The organism is Desulfosoma profundi, assembly GCF_055387865.1.
The window spans coordinates 3,701,648-3,721,265 of record NZ_AP042420.1; the positions used below are offsets into that span (position 1 = coordinate 3,701,648).

The 19,618-nt window shown below is 58.8% G+C and carries 10 protein-coding genes and 2 CRISPR repeat arrays; of the genes, 2 read left to right on the forward strand and 8 right to left on the reverse strand.

The annotated features are described in order from the left end of the window. Nucleotides 1–843 precede the first annotated feature (843 nt). A CRISPR array of direct repeats spans nucleotides 844–2,065; the repeat unit is 37 nt; unit sequence GCTTCAATGGGGCCGGGGCATAAATACCCCGGAAAAC. Between the two features lie 112 nt (nucleotides 2,066–2,177). After that, nucleotides 2,178–3,503: an IS1380 family transposase gene (locus tag ACZ5K9_RS16050; protein ID WP_464272321.1), complete on the forward strand. Its 1,326-nt coding sequence runs from the start codon at nucleotides 2,178–2,180 to the stop codon at nucleotides 3,501–3,503. A 260-nt stretch (nucleotides 3,504–3,763) separates the two neighbouring features. Further along, nucleotides 3,764–7,570: direct repeats of the CRISPR family, unit length 37 nt; unit sequence GCTTCAATGGGGCCGGGGCATAAATACCCCGGAAAAC. 201 nt (nucleotides 7,571–7,771) lie between these two features. Here the strand turns inward: ACZ5K9_RS16050 and cas2 are convergent. The 8 genes from cas2 to ACZ5K9_RS16090 all read right to left on the reverse strand — a co-directional run bounded on the left by cas2 (nucleotide 7,772) and on the right by ACZ5K9_RS16090 (nucleotide 18,194). Then, entirely contained in the window at nucleotides 7,772–8,059 is a 288-nt protein-coding gene (gene cas2, locus ACZ5K9_RS16055) for a CRISPR-associated endonuclease Cas2 (protein WP_464272322.1), read from the reverse strand. A gap of 9 nt (nucleotides 8,060–8,068) precedes the next feature. After that, the gene (gene cas4g/cas1g / locus ACZ5K9_RS16060) at nucleotides 8,069–9,754 is read right to left on the reverse strand and encodes a CRISPR-associated endonuclease Cas4g/Cas1g (RefSeq protein WP_464272323.1); all 1,686 of its coding nucleotides are present in this window, start codon (nucleotides 9,752–9,754) and stop codon (nucleotides 8,069–8,071) included. Between the two features lie 28 nt (nucleotides 9,755–9,782). After that, nucleotides 9,783–11,456, reverse strand: coding sequence for a type I-G CRISPR-associated protein Csb2 (gene csb2, locus ACZ5K9_RS16065; RefSeq protein WP_464272324.1), 1,674 nt, complete (start codon nucleotides 11,454–11,456; stop codon nucleotides 9,783–9,785). Nucleotides 11,457–11,458: 2 nt separating this feature from the next. Next, complete coding sequence (cas7g, locus tag ACZ5K9_RS16070; RefSeq protein ID WP_464272325.1) at nucleotides 11,459–12,412, reverse strand: type I-G CRISPR-associated RAMP protein Csb1/Cas7g; 954 nt, start codon at nucleotides 12,410–12,412, stop codon at nucleotides 11,459–11,461. Between the two features lie 25 nt (nucleotides 12,413–12,437). Then, nucleotides 12,438–14,579 carry a type I-G CRISPR-associated protein Cas8g1/Csx17 gene (gene cas8g1, locus ACZ5K9_RS16075; protein WP_464272326.1) on the reverse strand — a complete coding sequence of 714 codons (2,142 nt, stop codon included), beginning with the start codon at nucleotides 14,577–14,579 and terminating at the stop codon, nucleotides 12,438–12,440. After that, nucleotides 14,576–17,014 (reverse strand): type I-G CRISPR-associated helicase/endonuclease Cas3g, encoded by a 2,439-nt coding sequence (cas3g, locus tag ACZ5K9_RS16080; RefSeq protein WP_464272327.1) that lies wholly within the window; start codon nucleotides 17,012–17,014, stop codon nucleotides 14,576–14,578. Before cas3g ends, cas8g1 begins: the two co-directional genes overlap by 4 nt. A 185-nt stretch (nucleotides 17,015–17,199) precedes the next feature. Continuing rightward, nucleotides 17,200–17,985, reverse strand: a complete 786-nt coding sequence (locus ACZ5K9_RS16085; protein ID WP_464272328.1) for a helix-turn-helix transcriptional regulator — start codon at nucleotides 17,983–17,985, stop codon at nucleotides 17,200–17,202. Further along, nucleotides 17,967–18,194, reverse strand: a complete 228-nt coding sequence (locus tag ACZ5K9_RS16090) for a hypothetical protein (protein WP_464272329.1) — start codon at nucleotides 18,192–18,194, stop codon at nucleotides 17,967–17,969. The genes ACZ5K9_RS16085 and ACZ5K9_RS16090 overlap by 19 nt, the downstream gene beginning before the upstream one ends. Nucleotides 18,195–18,395: 201 nt before the next feature. On the opposite strand from ACZ5K9_RS16090, the gene lpxK reads away from it, so the two are divergent. After that, nucleotides 18,396–19,574 (forward strand): tetraacyldisaccharide 4'-kinase, encoded by a 1,179-nt coding sequence (lpxK, locus tag ACZ5K9_RS16095; RefSeq protein WP_464272330.1) that lies wholly within the window; start codon nucleotides 18,396–18,398, stop codon nucleotides 19,572–19,574. The last annotated feature ends 44 nt before the right edge of the window (nucleotides 19,575–19,618 follow it).

The following is a 19,618-nucleotide window of genomic DNA, read 5'->3' on the forward strand; positions in this document are numbered from 1 at the left end:
CACGGATGATCGCCGGGGCCGGGGCATACATACTCCGGAAAAGGTTTTTGCGCAACGGGCCGGGCGGCAGCGCGGAAAGCTTTCCTGGAACACCGCGGGAAACGCCATAAGCGGCCTGAGCCTCCCCTGGCCGTCCGGCTCTAGGCCCATCATTTTCGGGGCAGGAAGCCCCCCCGCCTTTGTTTCCCGCCCGCCTGTCCATCTGCTTGCGCAGATGCCACTCCGGGAGCGGATTTCCTTGTTGCGCTTCACCAGCCGGTTTGTCTTCCAGCCGATCCCAAGGGCGGCTCGAACCGTATTCGGGACGCGCACCCAAGAGTCCATTGGAGCACCCCTCCTCGTCCTTGACCATGGGCAGGTCAATATTCTCGAAAGGCAAGTGACAAGACGTTCCTACGCATGGTGACTCGCATTCCAGGTTGGGATCCGCGTCTTTCTGAACCCTTGCGACCGCCGCCAAGGCTCCATCGTTTGGTGGTCATGCTTTGGAATCGATGCCGGCCTTGGATAACAGCCCTGTAGGGCCAGGCCCCTGTGCCTTACGCTTTCTTCTTGATGGATCACGAATAGCCAACTCGGGAAACGATCCTGTAGGGGCAGGCCCCCGTGCCTGCCCTGAACTTGTGGAAACAAGTCTCCCATTTGCCCTGAATCGGTGCGGTGCATTGGATGAGAGCGCACCCTGTCGGCAGGGCGACCACCGGAGGTCGCCGGCGACCTGGATAACAGGGCCATGGATGGGGTTTGGCATCGCGATCAACCTAAAGACGGGGAAAGAGACACCGCAGGCTGACCTGCACCTATCCGAATCGATTCAACTCTCAGATAAAAATGCGATAACAATAGCAAATGGGGCCGGGGCATAAATACCCCGGAAAACTCCGTGCTCAGGCCCGTGGCCTTGCCGAGCGGGCAGCCGCTTCAATGGGGCCGGGGCATAAATACCCCGGAAAACAGGCATCGCTCCAGCAAGTGATGGCGGGGAAGTACAGCTTCAATGGGGCCGGGGCATAAATACCCCGGAAAACGTGGCCAAAAAACTTGTGAGGATTCCAACAAGTTGTCCACGCTTCAATGGGGCCGGGGCATAAATACCCCGGAAAACCTCACTAGCGAAGAGCGAGTGAGCCTAAGTTATATGCTTCAATGGGGCCGGGGCATAAATACCCCGGAAAACTATTGCTAGGTCTTACGACCCCTTTAAGATGAGCATGCTTCAATGGGGCCGGGGCATAAATACCCCGGAAAACAGGCGGAACTGGTCGGTGCCGCTTTGTGCGGGACCCTGCTTCAATGGGGCCGGGGCATAAATACCCCGGAAAACGTCGGTGACACACCCGAACAAGCATGGGAAACTGCAGCTTCAATGGGGCCGGGGCATAAATACCCCGGAAAACTAGCGGCACGGCCCCGAACCCACCGGGGAGCGAGGTCAGCTTCAATGGGGCCGGGGCATAAATACCCCGGAAAACTTCTTGCCCTTGAGCCACTGAAAAACAGTGGGCTGAGCTTCAATGGGGCCGGGGCATAAATACCCCGGAAAACTGGCGCGTTTCGAGGAAGCCCTCAACTCGCTCCACCTGCTTCAATGGGGCCGGGGCATAAATACCCCGGAAAACTGGCGCGTTTCGAGGAAGCCCTCAATTCGCTCCACCTGCTTCAATGGGGCCGGGGCATAAATACCCCGGAAAACTGTTTGCCTTCTGAACGAGTGAAGTGAGGTTATCCACCGCTTCAATGGGGCCGGGGCATAAATACCCCGGAAAACCCTGTTGGTCCACACGCGAATTGTATAGAAGGGTGTGGCTTCAATGGGGCCGGGGCATAAATACCCCGGAAAACTGGCGCGTTTCGAGGAAGCCCTCAACTCGCTCCACCTGCTTCAATGGGGCCGGGGCATAAATACCCCGGAAAACTGGCGCGTTTCGAGGAAGCCCTCAATTCGCTCCACCTGCTTCAATGGGGCCGGGGCATAAATACCCCGGAAAACTGTTTGCCTTCTGAACGAGTGAAGTGAGGTTATCCACCGCTTCAATGGGGCCGGGGCATAAATACCCCCCTTAATCCGTGAAATTGCACCTATGCACAAGACTATCTTGTGGTGGATATCTCATTGAATTTACATCTCATTTATGCTATAGGACCTCCTGTCACATTTTCACCCGGCAGGTGCACTCATGAAGAAAATTGAGATCGAACAATCTTCCAAGGCCTTCTACAGCGGGCAGGCAGGCTTGGCCCTTGTGGGGAATCTGATCAACGGGTACACGAGCCTGTGCGAGCAGTTGGAAAAGCAAGTTCCAGGGCGACCAATGATCTCGCACGCGGATGTGGTCAAGACCTACTTGGGGCTTCTGTGTCTGGGCAAGAGTGACTTTGAAGCCGCTGAGGGCGTTTCCGGCGATGACTGGTTCAAAGACGCTCTGGACATTCAGAAGGTTCCTTCGCAAGAAACCATGCGGCAACGTTTGGACAAGCACGCGATAGTTTTCGAACGTCTTGCCAGCGCAAGTAGCGTAGAACTGCTTGAGAGGACCCAGGTTCCCGTGACAGCTCTTTCCTCGGGGCACGTGCCTTTGGACCTGGATGTTTTCTGCCTGGACAATTCCGACACAAAGAAAGAAGGGGTTTCGCGGACGTACCAGGACTACGACGGATATGCGCCGATCGGGGCCTACCTTGGCCAGGAGGGATGGTGTGTGGGCCTGGAGCTTCGCCCTGGGTCTCAGCATTCTCAGAGCGGATTTGTTGACTTTTTGCGCAAGATGTTGGTGCATGCGCGCAAGGTGACCCGCAAGCCCCTGCTGGTGCGAACGGACGCGGCTCATGATGCCCTGGAAACGCTTGTGGAGCTTCGCCGACATCCCAAGGTGAGCTTCATCATCCGATGGAATCCGCGCAGGGCGGACATCCTTTCCTGGCGTGATCGGGCCTTCAGGGAAGGCCGTGTGTGTGAACCCCGGCCCGGCAAGAAAGTGGCGATCTTCAGCACGTGGGTGACGCGACATCATGAAGAAGGGACCTATCGGTTTCGGCTGCTGATCCGGGTGACCGAGAGGATATCGGATAGCAAGGGACAAATCTTGATCCGGCCTGATATCAAGCTGGAGGGCTGGTGGACGTCGCTTTCCGTCCCTGAAGATGAAGTAATCCGGTTGTACGAGAACCGAGGTCTGAGCGAGCAGTTTCACAGTGAGATCAAGTCCGACCTGGACTTGGAACGATTGCCGTCTGGAAAGTTTGCCACTAATGCGCTGGTGCTGACCCTGGGCGGATTGGCTTACAACATATTGCGCATCCTGGGCCAAACCGGGCTCTTGGCCCATTTTTCGCCAGTACGGCATCGGGCCAAGCGGCGTCGCATAAAGACCGTGATGCAGGAGCTGATCTATCTGGCAGGGCGTGTGATCCGGACCGGTCGTCGGTTGAAGCTGCAGTTTGGTCGGCATTGTCCCGCTTTTCACGCTTTTCGGAGTGTTTATCTCAAATTTTGCCCAGCGTAGGGATCGCCGCCGCAAAAGCCTGAAAGCTCCTTTGGGCATAAGGGGGTGAGGTGTGTCCGAAAATGTCTGAGATGGCATCGTCATGAGGGCTTTTCAGTCCTTGAAAAGGCGATGACCCGAAAAAGTGGCTGAATCAGGGTCTCGGTGACCCCCAAGATGGGTGCCGAATCCATGCACGTCAGTCCACGCAATCACACTTCACGGATTCAGGACCCCGGAAAACCCTGTTGGTCCACACGCGAATTGTATAGAAGGGTGTGGCTTCAATGGGGCCGGGGCATAAATACCCCTGAAAACACCAACCTTGTTTTTCCTCATCAGTGAGTTCAGAAGCGCTTCAATGGGGCCGGGGCATAAATACCCCGGAAAACTTCAAACATCTTTAAATCATCCCCACGTTCTGGGACGCTTCAATGGGGCCGGGGCATAAATACCCCGGAAAACACGATCGGGATCACCGGCTGACAACGCATCGCTATGTTGCTTCAATGGGGCCGGGGCATAAATACCCCGGAAAACCGACCTAACGCCGGACCGGATCGGGGAGGCACGGCAGCTTCAATGGGGCCGGGGCATAAATACCCCGGAAAACACCTGTATGATAGGGCATCATGTGTCTCACTATGTAAGCTTCAATGGGGCCGGGGCATAAATACCCCGGAAAACAATCGCTAAGCGACTCGAAGAATCAGGCCTTCTCACGCTTCAATGGGGCCGGGGCATAAATACCCCGGAAAACCAGGCTACTTCAAGCGGCCTGTTTCAGGAAAGCTCCGGGCTTCAATGGGGCCGGGGCATAAATACCCCGGAAAACGGCCAAAGAAGCTTTACTCGATGTGGAAGGCCGGAAAAGCTTCAATGGGGCCGGGGCATAAATACCCCGGAAAACTATATACTTTGCTGAACATCGTATTCATCAAATTAAGCTTCAATGGGGCCGGGGCATAAATACCCCGGAAAACCCATGGGCAATCCCTCACCGGGTCTCTCCACATCCCAGCTTCAATGGGGCCGGGGCATAAATACCCCGGAAAACTTCTCTGCGTGGAGATCTGGGGCAGCCGATTACGTGGCTTCAATGGGGCCGGGGCATAAATACCCCGGAAAACACAACCAATAGCTCAGTCCATCCCACCCATACCACTGGCTTCAATGGGGCCGGGGCATAAATACCCCGGAAAACATCTCACTTCCAGGCGGATTAGGGGCTTGGCCACTGTGGCTTCAATGGGGCCGGGGCATAAATACCCCGGAAAACTTCGTATTCGACAAGAGGACAATTAACGAGGGGATGGCTTCAATGGGGCCGGGGCATAAATACCCCGGAAAACCTAACGAGGACTATATTGTCGTATGTGATGATTACACGCTTCAATGGGGCCGGGGCATAAATACCCCGGAAAACTCGATAAGGAATGCCAAGGTCCTGCGCGTGAAGATGCGCTTCAATGGGGCCGGGGCATAAATACCCCGGAAAACCCGAACGTCGGCCTACTGGTGAAGCGGTCGGCTGTCAAGCTTCAATGGGGCCGGGGCATAAATACCCCGGAAAACCGCGCCGCGTGTGGCCTCCGCCTCGTCCTTTACGGCATGCTTCAATGGGGCCGGGGCATAAATACCCCGGAAAACGATAACACCCCACATACTTTTCTCATTTTATCTGCAAAGCTTCAATGGGGCCGGGGCATAAATACCCCGGAAAACGTAAAATGCTTTCAGAGGCCATTTTGGATCCAAAATTTGCTTCAATGGGGCCGGGGCATAAATACCCCGGAAAACCTCCTCAACAGCAAAATCAACAAACAAACGATCTCGGCTTCAATGGGGCCGGGGCATAAATACCCCGGAAAACGGGCATTCTCCCCTCATGGGCCACTTCCCCCAAAATGGCTTCAATGGGGCCGGGGCATAAATACCCCGGAAAACTTGCCCACGGCGCTGATGGGCGTCTCGGCCTCGTAGGCGCTTCAATGGGGCCGGGGCATAAATACCCCGGAAAACCTCGCACGGGGAGCGGATTACGTCGGCGCATGGCGAGCTTCAATGGGGCCGGGGCATAAATACCCCGGAAAACGTGGTGAGCTCGACATTGCCGCCGGCGCTTCCGTCGAGGCTTCAATGGGGCCGGGGCATAAATACCCCGGAAAACAACGGGAGATTCTCATCGCAATAGATGACTGGACGTGGCTTCAATGGGGCCGGGGCATAAATACCCCGGAAAACTAGTGATTTCCAATGAGGCGCATCGGGGACAGTGTCCGCTTCAATGGGGCCGGGGCATAAATACCCCGGAAAACCAGCGGCGGTTTGTGCAGGCGTTTGTTGCGTTGGGCGCTGCTTCAATGGGGCCGGGGCATAAATACCCCGGAAAACTGGGCCGGGATTCGGCTATCAATGCCCAATCAATAACAGCTTCAATGGGGCCGGGGCATAAATACCCCGGAAAACAGCCCACCTCACGTACGCCCCGTATAACGCTGTTGCAGCTTCAATGGGGCCGGGGCATAAATACCCCGGAAAACGCCATCCCCGGAATGTCTGAGGGGATTACGGTAAAGGCTTCAATGGGGCCGGGGCATAAATACCCCGGAAAACTTGCATTCCACCATTCCCTGAGGCCGAGGCTCTGCGGCTTCAATGGGGCCGGGGCATAAATACCCCGGAAAACTAGACCTGAGGATCCTCCAGCACCGGATCCATGCTCAGCTTCAATGGGGCCGGGGCATAAATACCCCGGAAAACTCTGCTAGCCGCTGTCAACGCAGCTGGAGGAATAAATGGCTTCAATGGGGCCGGGGCATAAATACCCCGGAAAACTTGTGGAAGTCGATGGTAAGTATTGGCTCATGGAGCATAGCTTCAATGGGGCCGGGGCATAAATACCCCGGAAAACCGGAGGAAAGATTCTGACCAGACAAGGGAGATTATCGCTTCAATGGGGCCGGGGCATAAATACCCCGGAAAACCACAAACACTCTATGTGTTGCGTCGATTAAGGCTCCTGCTTCAATGGGGCCGGGGCATAAATACCCCGGAAAACAAGTATTATCTGGCCGGCAGGCAAGGCCGATCCGGGAGCTTCAATGGGGCCGGGGCATAAATACCCCGGAAAACTAATATATAGGGGGTGTAAAAGAGGGGTAAAGTAGTGCTTCAATGGGGCCGGGGCATAAATACCCCGGAAAACAATTAAAAACAAAATAAGTCCTTATTCCTGATTGTGCTTCAATGGGGCCGGGGCATAAATACCCCGGAAAACTCTGCTTTAAGCTCCTTGGCTTTGGCCTTTAGGACAGTGCTTCAATGGGGCCGGGGCATAAATACCCCGGAAAACACTAGTCACAGTAACCACCGACCCTTCCCGCGTCATGGCTTCAATGGGGCCGGGGCATAAATACCCCGGAAAACAATAGAAGACATGGCGCTTGTCTCCGATTTGCAGATGCTTCAATGGGGCCGGGGCATAAATACCCCGGAAAACTGTCACGACTTCTGGCGACATTGGCTAAATCCCTAGCTTCAATGGGGCCGGGGCATAAATACCCCGGAAAACTCAGCATCGCCGCAGATGAAGTCCACAGAACACTGAGCTTCAATGGGGCCGGGGCATAAATACCCCGGAAAACCGGGGACAAGAACAGGCAAGGAGGGGAGGAGGAGTCCAGCTTCAATGGGGCCGGGGCATAAATACCCCGGAAAACTGATGTTGTTAACCGCCGTGGTTAGCACCCTGACTTGCTTCAATGGGGCCGGGGCATAAATACCCCGGAAAACCCCCTTCTCGAAAGCTCCAGGTTTGGGGTTGGCGGAAGGCTTCAATGGGGCCGGGGCATAAATACCCCGGAAAACTTTCCTCTATTCGCGGCATGTGATTTTCCCGGAACCGCTTCAATGGGGCCGGGGCATAAATACCCCGGAAAACTTTCATGAATTGATGAAGTCTATTGATGAATACGTTGCTTCAATGGGGCCGGGGCATAAATACCCCGGAAAACACCCCTGGGATCTCGGATGCCCCCCCACTTACGAGGCTTCAATGGGGCCGGGGCATAAATACCCCGGAAAACTCCGCCCTTCCCAACGGGCTGTGCTGTTGGGTTTGCCGGACCTAATGCGAGAGCTTCCTTCCTTTGTGCACTTTTTCAGGAAATTTGGCCATGGGTTTTTCTCTGCTAGTGTCCATCTCTTTGCTTCGCCTGGATTTTTCCAACGCGAGCGGTCCCGGTGCAATGCCCTGATCCCAACCGCTCGCCGCCATGCGGCGCCCGTCACACAATCCAAGGTTCCCTCCGAACCGGCTCAAAACGCTTCCCAATGCTCTGCACCTTCAGGCTGACACGATCCGCCGGCCCAAGATCCAGGATCAACACATGGTCCTCCCCTGTCTTCACCACCCGAGACACAGCCTCCTCCAACCGCAACCGCCTCATGGCATCCAGCCGACATTGAAACACCGAAAGCTGCAACCATTCCCCATAACCCTTCATGACATCAAAAAGACGCTTCCACCTTCGCGGATCCCGCACATCGTAGGTCACAATGAAGAGGTGTTCCATGGCCGCCCCTCAACGCGTCACGAAATTCGGGTAACTCGGAATCTCCCCCGCAAGATACCGGATGAAAAGCCGCGCCTGCACTTCGAACAACTGCCGATAGGTCACCCGATAGCCGAAAATCGGGTGGGTGACCTGCTGCTGCAGGCGACGCTCAAAAACTGCAACAAACCTCTTGCGCCCGGAATCCTTCAACGTGCAGGATCCCGCGGCCGTCAAAAAATCCGTGTCGCGCACTTCGCCGTTGTTGATGGCGGTGACAACCACGGAGTCCGCCACCAGAGGGCGAAAGGGCTCCATCATGTCCAGAGACAAGGAGGGGCGGCCGAAACGTGGCTGGTGATAAAAACCGCGGTACGGGTCCAGCCCCACCGCCGAAAGAACCACGGTCCACTCCCGGGTCAACATCGCATAGGCAAAGGACAGAAGCGCATTGACCGGATCCTTCGGGGGTCTGCGGTTTCTCGTCTTGAAATCGAAACCCTGTGAGACGCCATGGTCCCTTTTGAGCATCCGAGAAAAATGCTGAAAATACAGATTCGCCCCCGCGCCTTCGATGCCCAGGAGCACCTCCATTGAAGGCGCTTTCATGGCCTGCCGCATCAACCGCGTCAAGGACTGGTGGAGCTCGGCGGGGATTTTCGCCTCCTCCTCTCCCGATCCGCAACGCCAGTTTCTGCGGAGCAAAGTCCGCGCGTTGGCCAACTTGGCGACAACCCAGCGCTTGGCCAAATGCAGACAAACCGCAGGATCGAAGCTGCGACGGTACTGCCACGTTTTCGTTTCAACGTTTCGGTGCCCGGCGCCCACCGTGTGCCTCAAAAACCAGCCTCCATAGGTCATCCAGGTGACAGGGATTTCTCTGCGGAAACATTCCTGAAGTGCCGGGGCACTCATGGAGGCCGCACCAAAAAGCACGATTTGAGACACTTCAGAAAGCCTCGCCCGTGCCAGCTCCCTGCCCTTTTCCTCAACGATGAACAGCTCGCCCTCCTTGCGTATGTAAGCCCTGGGAGATTGCACAATCAGGGGAAGGGCGTCCTCGGCGCCGGGGAAGATGGGGCGGGGCTTCTGTCCCAGGTGACAGAGAAAACGGACTTCATCGGGAAGACAGATCCCGATGAGGGAGCAATGGGGACACTTGGGGCTGTCCTCCAAGGGGGGAGGAATCTGAGCGGAAGCCACAAGAGCGCGGATCTCTTGCACCGTCCTGGTCACCTTTTCCATAAGGGCCTCATCGAACCTCACCCGCACGCGTTCCCGGGAGCCCACATAGTAAATCATCCCCTCCTCGCACGAATACCCATGCTCTCGAAGCAACAAACCCTGAGCGCACAGCTGGACCCGCTCGGGCTCGTACACTCCGCCCGCCGTATGAGGGCGCTTGCCCCGCTTGTAATCCACGGGGATAACCGCCGAACCGACGCCTTCCACCAGGTCGATCTTTGCGATCAGGCCCAGTCCCGCCGAGGACAGCATGACGGAATGAGCGTGGATCACCTCGTCTTCCGCAGGCTGTTCCGGGAGGGACCCTCCCCCCGCATCCACGGTGCGGTGCCGGATGGATCCCTCCACGGTATACACGTTGGGCGCGAACTCCCCTTGCACCCACATGAGGTAAGCCAGCCTCGGGCAGTAAACGTACTCATTGAGGATCCTCGCAGGAACCAAAGGAATTTCTCCCTGAAGTTCGTCCATTTTGTCCCCTCCTCGGCACCGCACCGCATCAGGCTTCCGCGGGGACAAACAAACCCATGCCGAAATGGCAGGCAAAACCTAGGACCAGCGGGCCGGCAACGGGATCGGGAAATTCCAGCATCCAGAAAGAGCCTCGCCGGTCGGGCTGGACCAAGCCCCGCTTGGCTCGAAACCGATGGAACTGGGACGGTCTTAACGGGCGGGAGGACACAGCGATTTCTTCCAAACGGGTGGCCTGAGACGGAAGCGGCAGCCCCCGAAGCCGGCATTCCTTGCGGATTTGGTCCCAGGGTCCAAATCCTTTCTTGACATGCCAGGGGTGCATGTACGGGGTGAGAGAAACCCAGCGGGTGGAAGAACGGAAGACGGGACAGGCCGGGGAAAACGCCGAAGGCGCGCCTGCACCTTCCAGCCACAATTCCCATTCTTGGCCGCCCGTCAGGTAGAGTCTTCGCAACTCGCCAATGGCAGACACCGCCTCCGGTTCAAGACCTGCGGGAGCGTAAACCATGAGGTGCGCAATGCGCCCGGCGCCGTCGGGTTCGGGCAAGTAAAACGCATGCCGGTGGTTGCTCGATCCGTTCATGTCATGGCCTGAGAGGACGTTCGGGATCCTTTCCAGCCGGCGTTCAAGCCTCGCCATGAGGGCCTTTCTCAGGGCTTCCGTCACCTTGAGAGCCTCTTCGATGCGGGGAAGCGGTTTCCCGTAGACGGCGTAGCGGACCACGGTGGGACCAACGTCCCCGCCGATGGACGTTACCGGCACGGGAGGTGCCACGGTTTTCACCGCATCCTTGGGCCGCCGATACCAGACGACCGTGGCCCCCGGCGGCAGGCTCCATCCCGAGGACCGCAGCGTCGCCGTCTCCACGCTCACGGCTTCGAGCCATGTGGAGGGAAGGACGTCCTTTGCCGTCTTTGCCTTGCCCCTCGTCTTTGCCGAGCCTTTTACCGAAGAGGCGCCCCGCTCCTTTTCAACAAAGGCCGCATAGTTCCGCGGGGAAAGCGGGCACAGGAGCGGGACGAGTTCATGGGCCCTTTCCGGAAAATCACCCCCCTGCGGCGCCTCGGCGGATACAGCCCCATGCGGTTCCTCCACCCGGAGGGGACCGCCTTCTTGTCGTTCATCCGTCCGGTCAGGTTCGGCGTCAGGGGTAAGGGTTTCCCCTTCCGGTGCGCTTTGCCGGGCGAGAGATTCGTCTGTCCGCGCTTCGTCGGTGGGAAACGTGTTCCCTTCGACGGTGGACTCGACGCGTCGCGCCACCACCCAGCTTTCCGCCCGACCCAGGTACCCGAGCCCGGAAAGGAGTCGGTCCAACAGGTCCTTCTCCTCGGACTGGAGCTCCACATGGGGCCAGGCGACCACGAGTTCGGCCCACGGATCAATCCGCAGAAATCCGTCGAAAACGAGTCTCTTTTTTTCCTCGGTCCCCTCCCGCATAGGCATGTAATGGCGCACATGACTGTGGATGGCCGGGGGGATGGCATAAAAAGGGGGGGAATGGGCAAGGTGAGCCAGAAGATCCTCGAGCCGTTGGATCTCACCTCGACTCTCTTGCGACAGGCGATGCCAGACCGCCACGAGCGCCCGCACGATGCGCCATGGCGACGGGGGCCATTCCACCTCGGCTTCGTTCACATGGCGCCCCCACGGGGTGGCATGGAAGCGGCCCGCCGGGAACCGAAAACCGATCGCCAACATGGCTATTTCCTCCATTGCACTGTGGTGACCCTCGGGTCGGCAAAGAGGCCCTTTTGGGCCGCGGCCTGGATGAGTTCCGGGAGATGCTTTTCGAGATTCTCCAGTGCAGGGAGCGCATACGCCTCCGGGCTCTTGACGGTGACCCGCGTGCATTTGAGATCACAGGCCGTGCGCAATCGCAGACCCTCCTTCAAAAATTTTTGAATCTTGAAAAAGATCAGCGCGAGGATCAAATCTTCGGCTTCGTCACCCAAGCCATACCCCTTGAGTTGGCTCAGATCCGCGTTGAAATAGGCCGTGATCTTGGCCGCCGTGTATTCATCACGGGAAAAGGGGACGTTGCCAAACCCTTTGGCCGTGTCCCCCGAAGGGTTCACATGATCGTTTTTCACCCCGCCGCTCTGAGCGACACTCACATCCGTCGCTTCGATAAAGGCGGAGAGCATCCGCGGCAGCCGCAGCCGTCCGCCCGCCAGTTCTTTTTTAGCAAGAAAAACCCCGTGAATCAGGGCATTGGTGTCGTAGCGAAAGACGACGCGGGCCAGTTTGCACAGGTCCACCGGTCGCTCTTCCATGCCGGCCAGTTCTTTTTTGAGCATGTCGAAGACCGTCTTGTCCTGCCCTTCCAGGATGTACGGGGAATTCAGCCGGTGGGCTTCGAGAACGGAATTGGTCAGCGGGCTGTGGTCCGGCAAGACCACCTTGACCACCGGCAGTCCTTTGAGCGGCTCCACCCAGTCATCGGCGCTCAAGTCCCAGCAGACGGTTTCCAGCCGGTTGGCCATGCTCTGGGCCGATTCCACCAAGAGCATGCGCGTGCCGTCCGGTGCATAGTAGAGGGCGGCGCCGAGGTCCGGAAAGCCCGTGGGTTGAAAGCGCGTCCCCTGCATCGGCTGGAGCTCGGCTTCCATGAGGAAACGGGGGGTTTTTTTCAGTGGGGAGAAATCCAGCGACATGGTGAGTCCTCCTTCTATTATGGGTTCATGACGAGGCGACCCGGGGTCGCATCCTGGGGGCATAAAGGCCTCGAAGGTCGGAAAAATGCACAGGCACGACCAAGGCGGCATACAGGCGAGGGCCCCAAAAGGGAACGGTTTCCGGCGGCGTGTTGGGATGAGCGGGGAGCGGGAAGCCCGCCAGGCGCAAACGTTGCCAGGCTTCCTTGACGGCCGCGGCGAATGTGGGGCGATCATGGGAATGAAGCCTGCGCAAAAGTTCTCTGGGAAAAGGCAGCGCTCCGTCCGGAGGGAGCAGACCGAGTCCGCGCAGGATCCATGCGGGGGTGAAAAAGGGCTTCAGGATCGTGTACACCGCGGGGACCGGAACATCCACTTTTTCCCGTGAGGGCAGGTCTGTGGGAAGGCGCGTCGTGGCCAAAGCGGCCACGAGAAGCGACAATCTGGCATCGTCGGTGCGCCCTTCCAAGAAGGCCATGACCGATGAGAGATCGGCGGGCGCCGGGCTTTCAAAAAGTTCGGACGCGTCCCGTTTCGGGGCGGAGTCCTTGGCCGAGGCAAGTAATCGCCGTTCGGTCATGGCGACGAGATTGGATACCACATCTGCGGTTGTCCATCGGGGTTGATCCACCCAGAAAGAGTTCCTGCCGTCGTGTGTGTCCTCCACGCCGAAGAGAAACCGCCTCGCCCCGGAAAGACCGGCCAGGGCACAGGCCAGTCGGAATTCGCAGGTCCTGTCGTCCGCCTCCCGCACCCAGGATTCACTGAGAAGAGGCAGGGGACCGAGAGCCTCCCGGCACTTGGAACTTTTTGAAAGGAGCCACTGAATCCGGCCAAGGCACATGAGGATATCCTGCACGGGCTTTCGCCCCGGCGCTTGGGCCAATTGGAACACGGCCTCTTCCAGGCGCCGCATCCATTGAAGGAACTGTCCCGGGGCATTATCCCCCCGGGCCAAGGAGCGGGCCTGGGCCAGCCACCGGTTGGCCTCCAGCTCATGGAGGAGATCCGCCTGGGGTACTCGCTGCACCCGAACCCTTCCCATGGGCGTCGCCAGATAAGCCCGACCGGCGCGCTGGAGGAACGCGAAGCGTTGGAACGCCGAAATTCCCCGATCCACCCCGTAACTGCAGACGGCTCTGACGAAATCCAGTCCATCCCGAACGGGGCGGCGGCCCAAGGTGACCCGGCCTTCTTTCAGCAATTGGTGGACCTCGGCCAGGGTCAGGAAACGCTCCCACAAAGGGACCCAGGTCTCCGCCCGCGCCGTCGCCTCGTCCCCCATGTGACCCGTGCCGCACCCCACGGGGGTGGTCTTCACCGTAAACGGGTAACTCAAGGCTTCCGTTTCCAGAGATTCCAGCCGGCGCGTTGCCGCTCCGGCAAAAAGCACGGCGCCTTCAAGCATCAAGGCAAAATCCCACGGGTTGGTGACAGGTTCTCCTTCGAACCCCAGACCCGCGTTCGGACCGCCGGCATGGCCGGGAGAGAACTGTCCGATGGGCCGGTTCACCAACCCCGGGACGGCCTCTCCAAAAAGCGCCGCACGCAACCAACGCCCGGTTTCCGGTTGTCGAGGGTTTCCGGTGTCGGGGTCGAAGAGCTCTTTGACGAGCACCTGCATGAAATTGTTGGTGAAATCCAAACGACCGTCATTGCCTCCCGTGCCGAGAAGCGGGGGAAACTGAGGTTTCGCCGACGTCAGGAGAACGGCCGCGTCAAACCATGGCAAGGCGTTTTCGGGAAACTGAGAGCGGAAATGCTGGAGCCACACAACCTTGGTGTTTTCAGTGGGCTCAGACTGGCCGCAATGGGCTTCCAATTCCTTTTTGAGTCGAAACGCCGTCTCGAGGGCGTCCCGATAGGGGGCGAAGCGAGCGGCCTTGGACGCCCGGAGTGCTTGAATGCCGGTTTGATTGTCCTTTGGATAAAATCCGCTCCCTTTGTTCCACGGGGCAAGAATCGGCGTGGGTGAATACTCTTGAAGAAAGAAGGACGTAAGCTCGGATTCCGAAAGGCGGGTGCGAAGTTCAAAGTGTTCGTTCCGCCATCGGCCGGCGGCTTCCGGATCTTTGCAATCCGCCACCAACCTGAGAACGCCCAACCCTTTGAGATAACCGGCCAAAGGAACGGGCCGACAACCCATGAGCCGCACTGTGCTTTTCATGCCCTCTCCTTCTCTTCTTCTGCCGAAGCCCGCCAGTCGGCGATCCGCACAAGGGCTTCCATCCACGCCAGACAAAACGGACCGTAGGTTTTCAAGAGCTCTTCCGCACGCCATGTCCACGACGGACCCATGGCACCCTCACCCAATTCCATGATTTCAAGGCGGATCTCTCCCCCGGGATAGCATGCCCCTCCGGGGAGGCGCACCGGTGGCAGTTCTTCGCCTTCCCACACGCCGCGGGCAAACCGGGGGCCATATCCCATCCGGGGTTCTTCTTCATCGGGCATCGCCCGAAGGGACATCCGAACCTTCCCATGGTGGGCCGCGATAAGGTAGGCGATGAGATTGTTGTCTTGGGAAGTGCCGTCGGCCTCGTCTAAGAAAGCCAAGGCGGATGCCAATTCATGGCGGAAGTGCCTGCGGGCATGTCGCCGGACCTTCTCCGATTTGGCCAAAAGCGGCACGCGGCCCTTGGCCTCTTCGACGGAACACCCATGCATCGAAGCTTGGAACACCGGGTGGGCTTTTCCCATATCGTGCCAGGCTGCGCTTCGTTCCACGGCTTCCGCTTCCGGAGCATTCCAACCGATCGCCCGGCACAGATCCCGGGCAGCCCGGGAAACGTCTTCCAGATGTATATCTAAACGGACGGGGACCGTCGAACGGCTTCTCGGGTCGGATTCATAGATTTCCTCGTAAGATTCCTCTGCCGAGGGAGGAAGACATGGGACCGCCTCCTGCGCTTCCGGCCACAGTCCCATTTTTGGTGAGTATCCCCCCGCTTCGGCCCCGACCATGAGGACCATGCCCGGACGAAGGCGCCCTGGAAATCTTCTCCATTTCCCATCCAAGCTGTCCCAAATGAAAGGCCCAAAGTCGTGGGCATTGCGGTTTTGTGCTTTACGCCACCGGCGGAGAAGCTCTTGAGCCTGCGCCAAAGATGCCCGGCAAAGCTCTTCAGGGCGCGGGAGAGGCTGTGTTTCCCACCCGGAGGACACATCCCGCCAAAAAATCTGGATGTCGGCATCCTCGGCATCACGGATATAAAGGGACACATCCACGTCGAATCCCGAGAGATCGGGATCGGTGTTGAAAAGATCCATCAGATCCTTTTTTCGGATGACGGCTCGGATGACGCCGGGATCGTCCACGGGGGGAAGTCCGGCCGGGGACACATCGGACAATCTTTCGAGTTTTTCCCTGGCGTTGTGCAAATCTTTCGCTTCATAGGGCACGACAAGATGTGGCTCTTCCAAATCCATGTCGATCCAATACACATCGGCGTTCTCAAATTCGCCGCCCCGGTTGCACCTGCCGAACCGCTGGACCAGGGAAGCCCACGGGGCAAGTTCGGTAAAGAGGATTCGGCTGGTTATGTCCACCCCGGCTTCCAAGGCCTGGGTTGCCACCACAATGCGGCCCGGAGCCTGGAGATCCCTTTGCACAGCCTCATGGAGAAGCTGCCGCTCTGCGGAGCGGAATCTCGAGTGGACCAAAAGAACCTCGGGGCGTTCAGGTGCATTTCGACGTTCCGTAAGGCGTTCGACCGCTTCTGCGATCTTTTGGGCCCTTTCCACCGTGTTGACCATGACCAGTGTGGTCGTTCCCTCCTTGTGGGCACCGACGACCTCCTGCGCCAGGGCTTCGGCGTAGGCCGCCCAAGACTTCTTTTGAGAGGCTTTGTCTAGGCGGGTTGCGGCGCGACGCAGATTTTTTTTCGCATGGAGCCGCTCTCGAACGGAATCCTGACGCGTATCCTCTTCGCTCAACCGGAGCAAGGAACAATTCGCCTCGGGATCTTTAAAATCCACGGTTTCCAACCATGTCGGCTGAAGAGTGGCAGAAGCCCACAGGGATCGGCAGGGAAGAAACGTTTTCAGGTGACGGCGAAAAGCTTCCAATTGCACCGCAGTGGGAAGCCCGGAACCCATGAGCTGCACTTCGTCAAAAATCCAAAAGGCGTCGTTGTGCAAAAGGCCGAAATGCACCGGCCAGAGGTAACGACTCATGGCATAGCCGCGCATGAGGGCCCGGGACAGGAGCATGTCCTGCGTCCCCACGAGGATCACAGGATTTTCGGGTTTGAGCGTCCAATCATCCTGGACGTCCCCACCCATGAGCACATGAACCGTCGGGCACGGTCGGCCGGCACGGTCAAAATGTTCCGCCGCCCGCTCCACCCACCATTGAACACAAGACGCCGTCTGCTCCACCAGGACTCTCATGGGCAGGCAGTACACCAAGCGCCTGGGCGTTTCGGCATTCGCGTTCAAGGTCTTCCACAGCCACGCCACGGCCAAAGCGGCGGTTTTTCCCAGGCCCGTGGGAATGCAGAGCAATTCCGGCCACGCCTCCTCGCCCAGTGTGCGTTGATAAGGATAGGGCTGCACACCGGTGACGTTCTTAAAAAAATGTGAATAGTCCATGGAGTTCATCGAAGTTCACCTCCCCAGGTTGCGACGGCCAACGGAAAATCCCGATTTTGAGCCCAGTCTGAAGGCGCCACTCCCCCAAAGAGTGTCCTACATCCGGATAGGGCACACTTTTTTTCATGGATGCCGAGGATGCCCCAAGGAGCGACATCCTCGACGGCGCGGTCCTGCTGCCAAACCCCCGAATCTCAAGACCTTGGGGATTCCTGAGGCTCCGTGGAGTCTGTATAAATCTCGACCATGCGCCGCAGTTCGTCGCGCAGCTTGTCCCGGAGCCATTGAGGGGCGATCAATTCCACGGAGGACCCGTAGCGCAGGATTTCCCCCAGCACTTCCGTTTCGTGGGAGGCGGGAAAGGTCACTTCCACCTCCCCGGTCGGTAGGTTTTCCAACCTCTGGTCCGGATGCCAGATCTGGTCTTTCGCCCACCGCGCCAACGGCGGGAGGAACCGCACCGTGACCTGGAACCGGGTTGGACCCCGAAAAATCCCAAAATCTCTCTCCAGCCGATCTTTCCACTCTTTGGAGTCCCTCACACGGAAGGTGTCGTCCAGGACACGGCACTGTTTCATCCGTGGCAGGACAAAATCCCGCCAATCCTCCCGCAGGAGACACCACGCCAGGACGTGCCAGGTCCCTTGGTAATTGACCAGGTGATGGGGTTCGACGGTGCGGGTCATCATCTCGCCCGTGTAGGGTGAGGCGTATTCGAAGGACAAGCGGTGACGCGTGACCACGGCCCTGAGGACACACTGGAAAGTCTCGTCGGCGCACGGCGCCGTGGCGGTCCAGCGCAGAGAAAAAACCTGTTGGGGATTGACGCCGCCGAAGAAGTTTTCGGCCAAGCAGCGTTGGATTTTCCCGGCTATTCCCGCCAGTTGTTTGCCCAGCACTCCCCTAGAGGCGTCCTCCAAGAGTTTTTGGATGGCCAGCAGATGGGTGAGTTCCGTCACGGTCAAACCGGTGACCGGCAACCGGAAATCTTCATAGTACCGGTACCCTTTTTTTCGGGCACATATTCCAATGGGGCCATGAACCGGTCCCGCATCCAGTCGATGGCGCGTTGGGCGGTTTTGGAAGAGATCTCGAACTTCTCGGCCATCTTTCGTGCGTTGGGATACCGCCCTGCCCGGATTTCCGAATCCATCCACGCCAGTCGCTCCAAAGCCGGAAGTTGCGCCATACCGTCCTCTCCTTTCCGTCTCTTGAGGTCCGCATCCCCTGTGCCTCGGCGCCTCTGCACCCATGCGGTCGTCCTCCCGTACCGGAGGGCCGGAACCCTTTCTTTTCGGGGCAAAGGCCGCTCTTTCCGTCGGCGCGCTTGTTCCTGAGTCGGCATTTGGGTAAAAGGAAGGGCGCATTGTCAACGGGGAAAGTGCATCGCATGAGGATGCCGACACAGGTTTTTTGGGAATGGCTGTGGTATGGAACGCTTGACGAGCCGCGGCGCCGGATCGCCCAAGCCGCCCTGTGGCCTGCGGAAAAACTGTATCTGCTGGGTCTTCGCCTGGACCAGGCGGCGCGGCGGCGGCGGCGCCGAAGGCTTCCCTGCCCGGTGATCAGCGTCGGCAACATCACGGTGGGCGGCACGGGGAAAACCCCCGTCGTTCTGTGGATCGCCCGGAAGTTGCGGGAACATCATATCGCCGTCGGCATCTTGAGCCGGGGTTACGGGCGTGCGGGGCGGGCGGTGGAAAAGGTGGTGCTGGACGGATCCTTCCACGCGCTCTCTCGCCGCTACGGGGACGAACCCGTGCTTCTTGCCCGAAACCTTCCGGACGCCCCCGTGTGGGTGGGGGCGGACCGGTGGCAGGCCGGACGGATGGCCCTGGAGCGAGATCCGCTGGACGTGCTGCTTCTGGACGACGGCTTTCAGCATCTCCAGTTGGATCGAGACACGGACATCCTTGTCATGGACGCCGCCAGGCCTCTGGGGAACGGGCGGGCGCTTCCCGCCGGGCCGCTTCGGGAACCGCCGGCACACGCCGCCCGGGCACACGCCTTTGTTCTCGTGGGAGATTTCGACCACGCCCGGGAAACGCCCGGTCTTTCCGGCAACGCGGCCCTGGGCGGCATCCCCGTTTTTCGGGCGTCTCCCGTGTTCTGCGGGCTGTATCGTGCTCACTCCCTGCAGCCCCTGGAGCCGCCGCAGGACGGAAATGGGGGAAAAACCATCGGGCCGGACCGCCGCTGGGCGGAGATCCTCCACGAGCCTTGTCTCGCTGTGGCGGGAACGGCTAGGCCGGGCCGTTTTTTCGCTGCGGTGCAGCGTGCGGGGATCGTCTGCCGCCGTGCCCTCGCCTATGGGGATCACCACCGCTGGACGGCTGAGGATGTTCGCAGGCTTCTGGATACGCTGCGATCCACGGGAGCCCGCTGGATCGTGACCACGGAAAAAGACGCGGTGCGGATGCCGGTGCCCCTGGCCGAAAGGGCCGTCTTTTTCCGGATGGATCTGGATTTCGGCCCTGATACCGCATCGTTCCAACGGTTCATTCTGGCAAGGTGTTTGTCGAGGATCGAAGCTCGGCATGAAACCCCTCGGACACCGAAGACTTCATGAACGCGTTGGGATCTTCTTTTCCCGGGGAGGTTTTTCCGGCCGTT